Origin of the sequence: Pelagibius sp. Alg239-R121 (assembly GCF_947331435.1) — a bacterium.
Lineage (GTDB): Bacteria > Pseudomonadota > Alphaproteobacteria > Kiloniellales > Kiloniellaceae > Denitrobaculum.
This window is the reverse complement of sequence record NZ_CAMZOF010000002.1, coordinates 107957-121968: the sequence shown is the minus strand read 5'-3', so window position 1 is coordinate 121968 and position 14012 is coordinate 107957. Positions and strand designations below refer to the sequence as shown.

The 14012-nt window shown below is 56.5% G+C and carries 9 protein-coding genes; all 9 read right to left on the bottom strand.

The features are described 5' to 3' along the window. Window positions 1-91 precede the first annotated feature (91 nt). The 9 genes from QMZ18_RS07780 to QMZ18_RS07740 all read right to left on the bottom strand — a co-directional run bounded on the left by QMZ18_RS07780 (window position 92) and on the right by QMZ18_RS07740 (window position 14007). Complete coding sequence (locus QMZ18_RS07780; RefSeq protein ID WP_282605710.1) at window positions 92-676, bottom strand: hypothetical protein; 585 nt, start codon at window positions 674-676, stop codon at window positions 92-94. Continuing rightward, window positions 676-1443 carry a hypothetical protein gene (locus QMZ18_RS07775; protein WP_282605709.1) on the bottom strand — a complete coding sequence of 256 codons (768 nt, stop codon included), beginning with the start codon at window positions 1441-1443 and terminating at the stop codon, window positions 676-678. Before QMZ18_RS07775 ends, QMZ18_RS07780 begins: the two co-directional genes overlap by 1 nt. A 62-nt stretch (window positions 1444-1505) precedes the next feature. Continuing rightward, window positions 1506-3152 (bottom strand): SUMF1/EgtB/PvdO family nonheme iron enzyme, encoded by a 1647-nt coding sequence (locus QMZ18_RS07770; RefSeq protein WP_282605708.1) that lies wholly within the window; start codon window positions 3150-3152, stop codon window positions 1506-1508. Between the two features lies 1 nt (window position 3153). Then, window positions 3154-4356, bottom strand: coding sequence for a hypothetical protein (locus QMZ18_RS07765; RefSeq protein WP_282605707.1), 1203 nt, complete (start codon window positions 4354-4356; stop codon window positions 3154-3156). Continuing rightward, window positions 4353-5093: an ABC transporter ATP-binding protein gene (locus QMZ18_RS07760; RefSeq protein WP_282605706.1), complete on the bottom strand. Its 741-nt coding sequence runs from the start codon at window positions 5091-5093 to the stop codon at window positions 4353-4355. Before QMZ18_RS07760 ends, QMZ18_RS07765 begins: the two co-directional genes overlap by 4 nt. Beyond that, window positions 5090-7084 carry a vWA domain-containing protein gene (locus tag QMZ18_RS07755; protein ID WP_282605705.1) on the bottom strand — a complete coding sequence of 665 codons (1995 nt, stop codon included), beginning with the start codon at window positions 7082-7084 and terminating at the stop codon, window positions 5090-5092. The genes QMZ18_RS07760 and QMZ18_RS07755 overlap by 4 nt, the downstream gene beginning before the upstream one ends. Before the next feature lies 1 nt (window position 7085). Continuing rightward, window positions 7086-8243, bottom strand: coding sequence for a hypothetical protein (locus QMZ18_RS07750; RefSeq protein ID WP_282605704.1), 1158 nt, complete (start codon window positions 8241-8243; stop codon window positions 7086-7088). A gap of 12 nt (window positions 8244-8255) precedes the next feature. Continuing rightward, complete coding sequence (locus tag QMZ18_RS07745; RefSeq protein ID WP_282605703.1) at window positions 8256-10862, bottom strand: virulence factor SrfC family protein; 2607 nt, start codon at window positions 10860-10862, stop codon at window positions 8256-8258. A 49-nt stretch (window positions 10863-10911) separates the two neighbouring features. After that, window positions 10912-14007, bottom strand: coding sequence for a virulence factor SrfB (locus QMZ18_RS07740; RefSeq protein WP_282605702.1), 3096 nt, complete (start codon window positions 14005-14007; stop codon window positions 10912-10914). Between the last annotated feature and the right edge of the window lie 5 nt (window positions 14008-14012).

Genomic DNA, 14012 nt, shown 5'->3' with positions numbered 1-14012 from the left:
GTCACACTATGCTTCAATAGTTCGGAAGGTGATTCACATTCTTGACCGTTTCAGCCAAGGACGACCCAACGCCAGCGAAAAACAGTCCAGATCATGAACTCAGCTCCGAGTTGATGGCTTCTCTCAGGCTGCGCTGCTGGCGCTGCAAAGCCGCAATCTCAGCATTGAGGTTCGCAGCATTCCCGTCGAGGGCAGAGGCGGTCACGACCGTTTTTTGTTCCTCGAGCTTCTCTTGCTGTGCGACCAGTTCGCTAAGTCTGCTCCGGTCCTGTTTATTCTGTGCCCGAAGGCGATTGAGATCATCGAGTGCTCCTCGTGAATCACGATTGACCTCAGCAAGACGCTCCATTGCTTCACGTTCTTCGTCAGCCGAACTTTTGGCGAGGTTATCCAGACGATCGGCATCGCGCTCGGCTTTGGCGACCGCGACTTGCAGGTCTGCGAGCTTTTCCAGGAGGTGATCCGTGCAGCGTTGATACTCGTCCGTCAGGACGCTGGTCGCCGCGCCGATAAGCTCCTGCTTTCGAAAGTCATAACTGCAGGGTGGACCCTGTGTTGCACAGCCGGAAACACCCAGGCCCAACAGCAACACGGAAAGCCATTTTGTCATGCTGCGCAGGGAGCTTCCCGCCTCCGCAAGGTGCAGACCATCTGAATGATTCGACAGAATGTTCATCAGCTTGTCACTTCCTCGGGAACCCGGTCGAGCTCCGCGTTCATATTTTTTAGCTGCTCGCGCATGCGGTTATTGATTTTTTCAAGCGCGACCTTCTGCTCTTCGAGATCGCTCGTGTCTTCATTGGCAAAGCTTTGCCGCCCATCGATTTCGGCTTCCATAAAGGTGATGTCGGCACTCAACTGCGACACCATACCGCCGATTCGGTCCCGATCTTCCTCCATCGTTTCAACCTCCATCGCGTAGGCCTTTCGTTGCGCCTCGGTCGCCAATGAGCTCTCGTTGAGGCGGCTGATGCGCGCGCGTGCCTGGCGCACGACAGCGGCAGATGCGTCGGCACGGGCCTGGTAAAAACTGAGCGAAGAATTAGCGCCATCGATGGAGGCCTGAATTCCCTTTTGCTCCGCTTCGGCGTCCTCTTTTTTCTTCGCAAAGTAATAGCCTGCGAAGTAACCGATCGTAGCCCCGCCGACTGCGACTCCTGCTGTGCAGAGTGACAGGGTATCCTCGCAGATAAGAGCACCCAGCACGCCGCCCACAACGGCGCCGCCAAGCAAAGCCTGCCCGCGTATCCGCTCAGACTCTGCCGCCAACCTCACCAGCCGGCGCTGTTCCTCTGTCATGCCCGGCCGCTCTTCGGTGGGAATGCCGGTAAAGACTCGTTCCACATCCTTAATGGGATTTGTCCCTGTGCAGCCTTGAAGAAGTAGCGAGAGAGCAAGAGGGGCTGCTACGGCAGCTGTTCGAAAACGACTTATCGGCTTCATGATTTTGTTCCCCAAACCATTAGTTGTATCTGACATGACAAAAAAATAGCCATACCGATCCATTACTCCGCTCCAAATGCAAGAATTTCGGAACGAGTCATTGATGGGTTTTCACGGTAGGCTTCAACAAGTGCAACGAATTGTTCGACCGGTTCCACCATCGGAAGCTGATCTGTCCGATCCATTTCCACAAGAAGTAAGTCCGCCTCGCGGCGAAGCGTTTCCTGGGTCGACGAAACGTATACCGCCTCCAGCGTAGCGACGTAGTTGGTCCCATCGATTTCAAGGTCACGATTAATATCCGAGAGACGGCGTTGAGCGGCTACCAGGGTATCGGAGGTGGATTCGATCGTTTCCCGATAGGTCTTTAACACGCCTTCACTGGCGGAACGCGCGCGCGCCTCTTCAAGCTCTTTTTGAAGTTGGATGGCTTCGTTTTCCGCCCAGGCAACGCGTTGCTGAACATTCCTACCCCGGGCGCGTTGATTCTTCATCGCCCGCAGGATGGCAGCACCGCTGAAAACGGCGCGCTGCATGGCAAGCGCGGTGGCCTCTTCACCTTCGCGGAGCGCGTTAACCAGGGCACTCTGGACACTTTCGAGTTCGGAACGTTTCGAAAGCTCCAGTTCTTCCTCGACCATCCTCGAAATCAAAGCGCGCGGGTCGTCCTTGTCAGCAGGGTCGAGCTCCCGCTCCCAGGCATCTTCCACGGCATGAATCACGCGGTCCGAACTGAGAATGAAGTTGGCAAGCGCTACACGCATCCCGATCTTGCCGAAACGAACCGGCGGCGCTTGACCAATCTGGTAAAAGGGATATTCGGACCGTGTTGCCGAACCAATTTCGGAGGATTTGGACGCGAACGAACCACCGCGGGCGACAAATCCACCGAACTGACCGTGACGCCGCCCGCCGCTATTCAGCGTAAAAAGTTCAAAAACCATTTCTTCGGCATTGCCGTAAATGTCGTAGAGGCCAAGCGGGTTCGGCTTCAAGCCACCAAAATATTGAATCTCCCCTCGCGATGAGACCCGCCCTTCATACCAGGCATATTCCTTGAGAGGACCGTCCATTGGAAACCGCCGCGCGTTAAAGGCTGCGGTGTCGCCCGCCGTGCGTCCACCGCGCGCGGCATACTCCCATTCCGCTTCGCTGGGCAAACGATAAAAACCCATCTTTCCTTCGGTTCTGGGGATCAGGTCTGGCAGGTTTGCACGGCTCCATTCACTCAAGTTCGCCGTAAAGAGCTGTGCATCGAACCAACTGATATTGGTAATTGGCAGATCGCCCTCGTCAGGATTTCTTTCAGGGCAGTCCTTGTCTTGTGCCCACGCCATAACCGCTTTGTACTGGCTGTGCGTTACTTCGTAACGCCCCAGAAAATAATGAGTCGTATTGGTATCCTTATTAGGGAAAGCGCCGCGAATGTACGCGTTTCGGGTATATTGATAGGGGGCCCGTGCAATATCCGGTGCGCCCATCCGAAAGCGTTGATCGTCAAGCGGGTCATCGGCCCTGGCTTCAGTGTCAATTCGCATTAGGGCCATCGCCCCGCCACAAGGGATCGGCATAATTAGATCAGCCTTGGGAATTGAACTCTCCAAGGTCGGTGCCGGGTCATACTCCTCGGGCGTCCAGGTGATTTTCACTTCTGCGGCAGCATGGGAGCTGGAAATGACTGCCAAGCCAAGAATGAGTAATAACCGCAATTCACGAACTCCTGATGATTGCGGCTGGGTCGGTACGCATAATTGCGTAACCCGCCGCAGCAGACGAGGACACTGAGATCGCGACAACGCCAACACCGACCAGAACGGCCTGGTCGACCGGCAGGATCGCCACGCGTTCCACGCCCCCGAGCACAGCACCAAACCAAGCCCCGATCGTGCGTTCGACGACGAGATAGACCAGCAGGCCTCCGGCGAATCCTGCCAGGGAAACCAATGCAGCCTGCGTCACTGGCACGGCCGCCAGCGCAATCGGAGCCATTCCCATCAGACTCAACATGCTCCAACTCAGCCGTTTGCGCCGCACCGCGCTCCAGAAATGCGCCATAAGAACGAAGAACAGGCCGATCACGCCGGCACCGGCGACAAAACTCAGTGCTGCATTCAGGTTGCTTTCAAGCTTCAGGATCGCGAGAACCTCGCGAGCGCGGGAACTGGTCTGGACACCAAGTATTTCTTCCAACCGCCGCGCTAGGTCGGGAAGCACGGAGAGATCAACTGCATAGATCCGGATCTTCTCAAAGGAATCTTGGCGCTCCGACAGAGGCAATCCCTCAGAAACACTCCAGGCCGGAACTGCGTAGCCAAAGCCATAGGCTTCGATCCAGGCAACCGTGTCAGCCGATAGAAGAACATAGTTGCCGGTAATCGTCTCATCCGGCAGGACCTTCAACACTTTGAACTCCGGCTCGATCGCGCCGGTGTGAGGAGGCCCGCGCTCGAGCAGGATCGCAACCCTATCGCCAGCCTCGACCCGAAGGCGTCGTGCGAAGGCTTCGCTCAGAAGCAGTTCATCTCCAGCCAGTGTGCCGCCGAGTTCCGTCAAAGGGTCCCCTGCGCCTGTCGTACCGTATCCACCGCTGATCGAGCGATTTCCATCGGGCAGCTTTTGAAGCGCCAGCCGCCCGGTTGTTGTGACGATATTCTGGCCTTCAGCAAACCCGACGCCAGGGAGTGCGCGAACGCGTTCGACGTCCTCCGCAGAAAACTCATGTGCGCCTTCGATAAAAATTCCAAGATTGTCCGGGCTGTCACGCAGGTCCGACAATAGTACCGTGACCGCACCAACCTTGACTCCCAACAAGACGAGAAGCGGCCCGATCATCGCAGCGATGAGAATCACCGCACAGAGGAAATGTACAGCGTCATGACGGATATCGGCGAACGCCAGGCGAAGCGAGATCACGCGGCCTCCCTTTCGAGCACCGCCCGGATCACACCCGGTCGGGAATCCGAAACCTGCCGGGTTTGGATCCGCGTAACGTCTTTAAGATCCATTTGTCCGCGTTGATGAGTGGACAAGATGGCTGCTGCACCCTCGTTCCGAGCGAGGGACAGTAGAAGCGCGATCACCGCTTCGCCGCCTTCCGGATCCAACGCCGCCGTCGGCTCGTCAGCAACAATAAACCGTGGCCGGTGCGCCAGCGCACGGGCCACGGCTGCGCGTTGTCGCAGACCTGGCGAAAGCGTCTCCGGTAACGCGCTCTCGCGTCCAGTGAGTCCGAGTGCATCGAACAGATGGTCAAGGTGTGCAGAATCAATGCGGCCTGCGGCTTTCTGAGTAAATTCGGCATTCTCCCGGACCGAGAGAAAGGGCAGCAGGTGAATCGATTGCAGGACATAGCCGAAACCAGTTGCCCGAAGCGACGCGAGTTCTTTGAATTTGGAATGCGACCAGAGGCGCGAAACGTCCTGTCGCGGGCCTGGTTCGAGCGCGAGCTCGATTCGCCCCCTGTCCGGGCAGGAAGCCAGACCGATCAACTCCAGAAGTGTGGTTTTGCCCGTTCCATTCAGCCCGGTCAGGATAGCAATCTCGCCGGCGGCAAGGCTAAAGTCCGGAATGTGCAGCTCAAAGCGGCGATCGGCACTCTGCCAGGATTTTTCCACGGCCGAGAGGGATATCCGATCTTGGCGTGCAGTCACGGTAATGCCTCCAGCGGCATGGCATAAACATGTTCCCCATCTTTCTGGCCGTCGTAAAGTGGCGTCCAGAGTTCCCGGGAATTGAAGAGGGTTTCATAGAGTTCCAGTTTATCCTTTAACTCGATCGTCGTGTTAATCCGGACACCAGGATCGTTGACCCACTCAGTCTCGGTAATAGACATTATTCGCCGGTCCGATACGTAGGGCAGGTATTCGAGGAACTCTCCGATCATGCCGCCGAGGTTGTCGGCTCCTTCGTTCGCCAGTCTGTTGCCATCACCGCCGAGGCCAACCACAACATCACGCACATTTTCGAAGAATAGATTTTCTTTACCTTCGCGTGCTGCTTTGTCCGCCTCGTCAATAATACCCTTCATGATCTCAGTCATGGATAAGAGTTGGTTGCGGGTCACAAGCACCCGCGGTTCGATGGCGAATTCCTTTTGCTGCTCGATTGCCCGGTCAAGGGTCCAGCCCCTCAGGATTGCCGGCACGTCCTGACCGGTTTTACGCCCGAGATAAGCCAGACGCATGGCCAGTCCGACTTCCGACATGTCGACGTCATCATCTTCGCTCGCGAGGTCTTCAGTAAGGTCAGTGTCTCTGGTGATGTCCGACACGAGTTTACCGACGACACTTCGGACCCGGTCACCGAATGCCTTCGGGTCTTTGGCATTGACCGGGTAAAACATTTCGTCCTCGATATTCCGAAACCGGGATATCGTGCGGTAAATCTCTTCGGCTTCTTCGTTGTAATCCCGCCCGGAGCGGGATTCGATGAAGATGGTCGAAATCCCAATACCTTTTTCTTGGGCCGCGCCGGTAATCATTGCCGGTCCACGGTTCGATTCTGCATGCGGATCACCGGGATCCTTGGGAGGGGCATCGGTGATCAGGACGATCATGCGGCCGGCAAAATCGGCCGGCCCGTTCTGCCAGACGGTATTCTGGATTGCGTAGTTCAGGCCGGCGAAGGAATCCTCGGGATACCCCCAGGTCGACGCGCCTTCCATCGCCCGCATCGCGGACAGACCCTCAAGGATTGCCTCCGGCGGCGCATCAGCTCTGAGCGGGACGTATTCTCTGACCCGATACTCGGTTCCAGGGCGTCCCTCGGGATCGTCCCGAAACCCGACCAGGCCGAAGGAAACGGCATCCTCTTGCTTTTTTTCTCTCAGCTTCCCGACGATGTCTCGGACTGCAGAAAGTGTTTCGGGAATAAAGGGCTTCATCGACTGCGTGGTGTCGACAACAAAGACAATTCCTGTCCGGAACTCAGCGTCGTCGGCTGAAGAGGTCACGCTGTTCAGCGGAATGGAAGCGACCTCGAGGTGCAAGACATCCTTTTTTCTTCTGCCAGACCCGATGCGCCGCTCCCGAAACTGGGTAATCGGCATCAGGTAGAAGCTATTCGTAATATCGACGAATTCGTCTTTTTCGATCGTAAGCACACCGCTGTCGGGGTCGGTTTCGCCCGTTGCAGCTAGCTCCCGGTAGCGCGCCGCGAGATCAAGATAGGATTCATGCTCGAGCAGTGTCTGCATCGCCTTTTCATCTTCGAAGATGATCTGCTGCGGTCGATTCGTGCCGCGCGCGGTGAAAGCCCCGACAATGTTATGAACCCATGGCACCGTATCGGCTTCCGTTATCCAGCCATCTGCGGTCCGCTCACTACGCCCGACACGGATCCAATCCTCCTGACGTTCATAGATGTAAACTGGTTGTAGCGGCCAGAGATTGTTGACCTTTTTGCCATTGGGTGCATCGAAAAGACTCAGACCAGGCCGTGTCAGCACGCGTTGATATATACTTGTCGTCTCTTCGACGAGCAGCGGCTTCTCTATCTTGACGACGACCGGCAATCCCGTGGGAACAATCTCCACGTCTGCTTGCGCGAGCTGTACATCTGCCTGCAGGATTTTTGACGGCGATGCCAAGCCAACGGCGACACCTGTGAGCAGAAGAGCAAAACTTCTGAACGCCGTTATCATTTTAACCACCCTCACAGTATTTCTTATGGGTCATTTGAGCATTGAGGCCGCGTTGGCCGTCCAAGCTCTCGCAGAGGCGTTTGATCAATGGCACAGCATCGTCAAGTCCTGCGTCCCGTGCCGCACCATAAAGACGCATTGCCGTATTTGGATTACGAGGCTCCATAGGCGAAGTGCCGATCTCTTCAGGATCCAGCCATTTACCCAGTTGGAGCTGTGCGGGGCCATGCCCGTTGGCAACAAGGCGCTCAACCAGAGGCAAGGCGTCTCGAGCCTTGCCGACCCCGATACAGGTTCCGACCATTTCCCAGCGTACGCTCTGCTCGGCTTCTGCAACAGTTTGAACATCGCATTTAACCTCGGCCACAGGCGGTTCCACCTCGTCTTCGCCCAGGAGGAATACTCCGGCTCCGGCCAGGACGGCGGCAACAGCAACGGCAACCAAAACCAGCAATAGGGGCTTTGCCGACTTCTTCTGTTCGGTCTCTTTTTCCCGAGGGGCTGAAACATCTGCAACCGGCGTCGAAACTTCATGATCAGCGGCGCTTCCGGGTGATTTATCCGGCGTTACAGCTGGCGGCAGGTCTTGCGCCACTGAAGCAGCGGTTTCCTCACTCGGGTCGGGGCGGCTGGATTCAGGGATAGGTTGCTCCTGATCAGACCTTGCTGCCTCTGGTTTTTCCGAAGCCGCAGATCTTTGGGGAGGCTCACCTGCATTATCGTATGAGCTTTGGGCACCAGCCCCGGTATTAATTCTCCCTCTCAGCGCTGTCGGCTTTTCGTGCAGTTCAGCGCCCGCGGTCATTATCCCGCGCCTAACCTTGGCTTGGCGAAGCGGCATGATATCGTCGGGCCATCCAAGAGACGCCGAGAGCTTCAGGTCGAGCGCATCGATCGTCAGCTGTTGGAATGGCTCCATCGCATTCACGACATCAGGGCCCAGCGCAACCGCCAAATCATCGCCCTGCGGCACAAGTGCAAAGGGACCGAGCACTTCTTCGTTGGCTACCCAGCCATGGTTGCCAAGGAACATACGGTCTTCAAGGCGCAGAAACCGCAACCGTGTCTCTACCACGGCGCCGGAACCGGGATGCGGAACAACCAGAAGCGCGTGGCCTCCGAGAGGATTGTTCGGGTCGCGAAGGATCCGAATGCTCATTTACAATGCTCCTCAGCCAAGGCTTTCGAGACCTTCGATCATCACTCCTAAGCGGGAATTCTGTTCGATATTGATCATCGCACCATCCTCGCTACGTGCATTGTCCTCAAACAGGCGGTAGAGGGTAAAGGTCCAGTCCTGAAAATAAATGCGGTTTCTCCGGGGCGAAACGTCGGGCAGATCCATAGCGTCGTACCTTGTCGGCTCAGGCTCGAAAACCAGTCGGCTTTCGCCGGTTTTCGTGTTCTTCATCACCGGGCGCTCCTCCGCACTCATGAGGTCCACCCCGAGAGTTGAGACCATCTGATTGATCCGAAGCGCGGAAAGCGCGGCCACGGTCGATGCTCCACACTGTCTTTCGTTCCAGGGTTTCAATTCGGCTGTCATTGCTTCGGCAAGCCGGAGTCTCCGGGCCGCACCCATGAGTTCATTTGCAAGTTCAGCCGCAGAGCTTGGCGAGAGATTGATCTGCACGTCGATGTTTGGCCGCTCCGACAGAGCGCGAATGTGTTCCTGCCAGGCCTCCACCGCAGTTTCCGCCTGAAACTGGGCCTGCGTCATCGTGCGGACTTCGTTGCCGCTCGCCGGTGCTTCCGGGGCATCATCCATGCCGACATCAAAATCGTCGGGCATCCAGTCGAAATCGTCTTCAGGCTCGACGTCACCTGAAACAATCTGCACATTTTCGGGAATTCGCTCAATCCGCCATGTCAGACTGTTTGCAGGTATGCCGAATTCCTCAATGACGCGGCCGAAACGCCGATTGTCGAAAGCCGTACGGAGTTCACGAAGTACCGCTGTCGCCACGGCTCGCCGGGCAGCCAGCCGCTTGGCGATATCGGAATCGCTATAGAGTGGCTTTAGTCGCCGCGCGATCTTATCGCCTAACTCCCGTAAGCGCGCGTCGATCTGCCGCTCTTTTACTTCGCGCGTTGCAACCGGCGTCAGGGAGTCGACAAGATATCTCACGCCACCGTCTTTCAACGTCATGGCCGCTTCCCAGGCAGTGTCCGGATTCGTAAAATGACGCTTGACCAAATCCGAGGACAGGCAACCGGCTTTCAGTTCGGCGATACGCGCAACCTTGTGGTCGTGTACCTCAACCTCGACGCCATCAACGTACTTAATGACGTGTTCGGCTGGAAAATTCGGATTCCGCAGCCAAAAGGTGTTCTCAAATGGTTTGCTTGGCGTCCAATTGAGAGGCCAGCTTTCCTTTAGGCCGCCGAAGGGAGCGATCAATGATGCTTCCAAACGGTTTTCAAAACGCTGGTGCGGGTCGAGCGAACCGGCAGGGTCCGCTAGATGGCGGTCGAACATGGTCAGTACCAAAAACAGCAGCGTGTCGACTTTGGCCCGCTCATCGGCCGTCGCCCCCTGCGTTCTGGCAATCCACTCCTCGACTCCGAGCGAAAGATCCGCTGCTACATTCACGTTACTCGGCGGAACGCAAAGCAGCATCGCCGTCAAATCCTGCTGAGCCACGTAGCGGTCGAACAGAAAGCCGACTTTTCCCCGAAGAAACAACTCCTTGCGGGGCGCCTCGCTACGATCGATGTAACCCGTCAGAGGTCCTTTTGCAGTGCGCCGTTCCCGCACGCCCGGAAAATCGAGCAGGTCCGCTTCTTCGAAGATATCCCAAGGCTGGTCCTTCATCGGCAACACCAGCTCAGCCGTCAGCGCGGCAACTACCTGGCGTGGCAGTGACTGCTCAATACCGCTTTCGGTGCGCAATCTAATGTCGCTGACATCGCCGATACCGTCCAAGCCGAAGAGCGTCGCCACGTCAATGATGCTGGTATTACGCGGCGTTAGGCTCTCGATACCCGCATAGGCTTTTTCAGCATACCCAAGCCTATTCAAGGCCTCTGCAAGTTGTTCATAGAGTTCTGAAAACACCTCGTAGTCACCCCAGAGAAGAGCAAGCAACGGGCGTCTCGCCGCAACATTGAGACGAGGCAGTAACTCCGCTGCATCTTCCCAAAAAGCTGCCAACTCCTGCGCATAGCCGAGTCCGCGAAAGTTGTTCTCAAAGTAGCTCTGAATGTCCCAGACGTCAGCTTCACTTAACCCAGAGCCGGTATCTTGCCCAGCAGCCGCACGCGCAACCTCCAGGCGCCGGGCAATTTCGTCCGCGGCGGGGGGTGGTTCGGAATTATCGCCATCCCGAAAGAACGTGTTTGCAATGATTCGTATTACGTCCGCTTCGCTCAGAATTTTAAGGGTCACCGGATACCCAGGCGGACAAGTCTCGGGGCGCATGGTAAAGCGGGTTACAAGCCCGGTCGCTTCCTTATCTCCCTCTGGATTGATTTCTTCGATGAAGTCCATGCCTTCGCCGACCGCGGCGATCAGACGCCCTTCCGAAGGTTTCGCAAGCACCGATACAAGATAGGATTTTCCTGCCTGGCTGGGCCCGTAGACCCCGATACTCATTGGTCGCTGGGCAGCCTCGGCCAATTGGCGGGCGCGCCGTTCATCTCTACGGAGTTCTTTGGCAAGTAACTTTCGTTCAGTTCCAACGACCTCCGCATTTTCAGGATCCGTAATCCAAGCCAAAGCCGCACGCGCCGTGTCAGCGGCCAGTAAGCATCGCGTCTTCAGGTCTTGTTCCGACATCTTGTCCCCCGTCAATCCTCTCATGTGCTTTACGCGATCGCCATACCATTCACAGCTTAAAGAGGCCGCTATCAAGCCAGTAATCCCGTTCCTGGCCAAGTGTATGAAGCTTGAGTGAAATATCACTCCGTTTTGCAGCATCGCCGGCGCCGTCTTCGACTTCAGCCACCACCAGCCCTTCTTTCAGAGCCTCTGCTCTCAAGGCCTCCGCACTGCTCTCTGTATCGAGATCGAATTCGCGCCGCTCAAGCACGACCTTAAAGGGTTTTGGCCGGCGTGAGGCGTGATCGTTTGCGAAGTCCACCCTATAGATTACGCTCGTCGTCCAACGCTCGTGCGGCAGCTGCCGAAATCCAATGAAAGTTGGAGAATAAAGCAGAATTTCCGCCGAAGTTTCCTGGCGTGCAGCGTCATCAACATCCTCAAAAAGCATCTTATCGGCCCGGATTGCGCCATTATTGTCGAGTTGTCCAATAAACCTGGCTGTCGAACTCATGGTTATGTTGTCGGTATAGACCATGAAGTTCACGATCCGACTCTGCGCAAGAAGGCACAGCATTGCGCCAACCGCAGCGGTCGATTTCGGATCGGTAATGCGATTGCTCACCGGATCACGATACGGATACCACGTACCCACTTCGTACTCGTGCATCGAAACCAGGCGCGAAGGCGGAACAACCATTGTCTCACGAACCATCTCGCGCACGGCAGACAGCCGCGAGGGCCTGCCCGATAAAAGGAGAACATCGCAACCTAGATGCCCGACGATCTCACAGAGATCGCCAATGGGTTTCTGTAATACATTGCGGACGACCCCATCGAGCTCGGAACGCCGCAGCGTGATCTGAACGTTGGCGAGTTCCCAATCTGCAGCTCCCCTGCTCCGGGCAGCCTGCTCAAGGTAACCAAAGAACTCTGAGGTATCGTTTTCACCTAAACCGGTCAGAACTTCATCGGCAGAAAAGCTTGTACTGCCGTCGTCAGACAAAAGATCTGCCCGGTTGAGGCATTCGATACCAAGAGGTGCCAAAACCCGAAGTGCATATTGGCGGCGCTGCTGAGCGACGCGAATGTCCGTGTCACCTGTATTGCCCGCAAACAACTCTTTCAACAGGTTATCCGGATAGGCAACACCAGCCCGTTCGAGATCTTGGGCGATTTGAGGCAGGACTATCCTGCTGACGATTTCACGCAGAAGATCGTCGCCCGCAGTCCGGAATCCCTCGCGAAAATCTTGCCTGGGCAGGATTGCATGATCCCCATTCGCGTAATAGGTCATCACCATGAGATCTGTCGTGCCGCCGCCGATATCGATACAGCCAACCCGAATGGACTGAGCCTCGGCTGCCTCGTCGGGTCTGGCCGGCACCGGCAGCGCGACGGCTTGGGTTTTCTGCTGCCGCCGGCGCCCCAACAGTTCGAAAAAGGCAGCTATCTGCCCTCCGTAGTGCTGGGTGATTTCCGTGTAGAGATACACAAGCTGAGTACAGCTTGCTTCGTCCCAGTCAATTTTTATCTCGGGAACCGTCGTATTGAGTGAAAGCGAGGGGCTCCATTTCAGCACCTTGAACAGGAGCTTTAACGCCCCCTCGGCCCGCGATCGCATGATCGCCTGTTCCTGCATCGGCGTGGCCGTCGGCAAAGTGAGTATGATCGTGCGCAGCCGCCGCGGAATGGCGCTCTGCTTGCGCGTTTCCCGCTGTGCTGGGTCGTTGATCTGCACGAGGGCCTGCAGAAAAATTTCCGCCAGCATCAATCCGAAAGTCGAAGAGCGCGAGAAACGTGGGCGTGAAGCGCCAATGAGTGAGCTTTCTCCCTTATAGCGGAGTTTCTTTTTGACCTCGACCGCAATCTGGTCGAGAACGTCGCCAGCCTCGTTCATCTCGTTCTGCACGGCTCTCGCGACCAGCGGTAACGGTTCGGCAGTCGTTGGCGTAAAGAAATGAAACCGCCAGTCCTGATTACGCGGCTCGTCATCCCACAAGTATCGCTTGGGACTGGAGAGGCCCGAGATCGTTTCAGTGCCCTGTTCATAGTGTGTAAGGCGCATGGCTTCGGGCCCGACCCTGACCAGGCTGGGCCAGAAAAACGACCGGGATCGCGCAGAACGTCCGCGACCGAATCTGGCGTCACAGAACTCAACCCGGCTTTCGAAGGGTCGATTGTATCGGTATAGCGGATTGGAAAGATCTCTGAGCGCAAGTGTATAGCTGTCGTTGAGGTCTATCGCGCTGCCGTCTTGAGATGTCTCAATCAGGATCCCGCAGGTGTGGCTGTTGCCGATATCGAGGACGAGATCGACATCGATCGGTGAATAGCGGTGACGCTCTGTGATCGGATCCCGAGACATCGTATCGATCAAACGAATCTTGGGAAACTGGACCGCCGTATCGATGAGTTTCAGAAAAGCCAGATATCGCGCCCAGTGTTCAAATAGTCTCGGCGGTGGTCCGTCTTCGTCAGGTTCGAGAGCACGTCTTGGGCGCTTCTGCACCGCCTGAAACTGCCCAAGCAGCCATTCGTCAACCCAGGCCTGAAGGTCATGCGGATTGCCGTTAGCGTCCTCTACGACGCGGCTGATAAACCAGGAGGAGTGCTCAGCATCACTAACAAAGCGGAACTGCCGTTCTCCGTCTTCGGTGCTCGGCGCTTGGTAAAAAAGCGGGTCCTGTGTTGCTTCGCAGGTCGTGTCGAGCGCCAGAATCACGCGATGAGTATGTCCCGACTTTTGTTCCGGTTCAGGTAGTTCCTTGACTAAAACGCGTGCCCAGCAGGATGGACCGGCATCAAACTGTTCTCGCCCATCCGGACCTGCGCTTGGACGAATGCGCAAGACCGGCACCGGCGTCCATTTTTCCACAAAGGGCTCAAGGGCTTTTGCGCGATCGACTGAATATTCATCGTCGTCCGGCTGATCCGCCCCAAGCGTAAGCTCATCTCGTGCATCGTCGCCCGTCTTCACGATTAAGGTGCGTTCGTCACCCTCCGCCGAACGGCTGGTCGTGCGCTCAACGAAGTTCATGGTCTTGAATCCAGAAGCCATGAGCTCAAAACCGAAATCGAGGAATTGCACGCCGCTGAACGGTACGAGCGTCGTCTCGTCCTTCCAATTGTGCAGGGTACGCAACGATGGCACGTCCTTCATGTCCG

Bases quoted from the DNA above. Each gene is read 5' to 3' on its own strand.
- QMZ18_RS07780 (WP_282605710.1), bottom strand. From the start codon at position 676: ATGAACATTCTGTCGAATCATTCAGATGGTCTGCACCTTGCGGAGGCG.
- QMZ18_RS07775 (WP_282605709.1), bottom strand. From the start codon at position 1,443: ATGAAGCCGATAAGTCGTTTTCGAACAGCTGCCGTAGCAGCCCCTCTT.
- QMZ18_RS07755 (WP_282605705.1), bottom strand. From the start codon at position 7,084: ATGATAACGGCGTTCAGAAGTTTTGCTCTTCTGCTCACAGGTGTCGCC.
- QMZ18_RS07750 (WP_282605704.1), bottom strand. From the start codon at position 8,243: ATGAGCATTCGGATCCTTCGCGACCCGAACAATCCTCTCGGAGGCCAC.
- QMZ18_RS07745 (WP_282605703.1), bottom strand. From the start codon at position 10,862: ATGTCGGAACAAGACCTGAAGACGCGATGCTTACTGGCCGCTGACACG.
- QMZ18_RS07740 (WP_282605702.1), bottom strand. From the start codon at position 14,007: ATGAAGGACGTGCCATCGTTGCGTACCCTGCACAATTGGAAGGACGAG.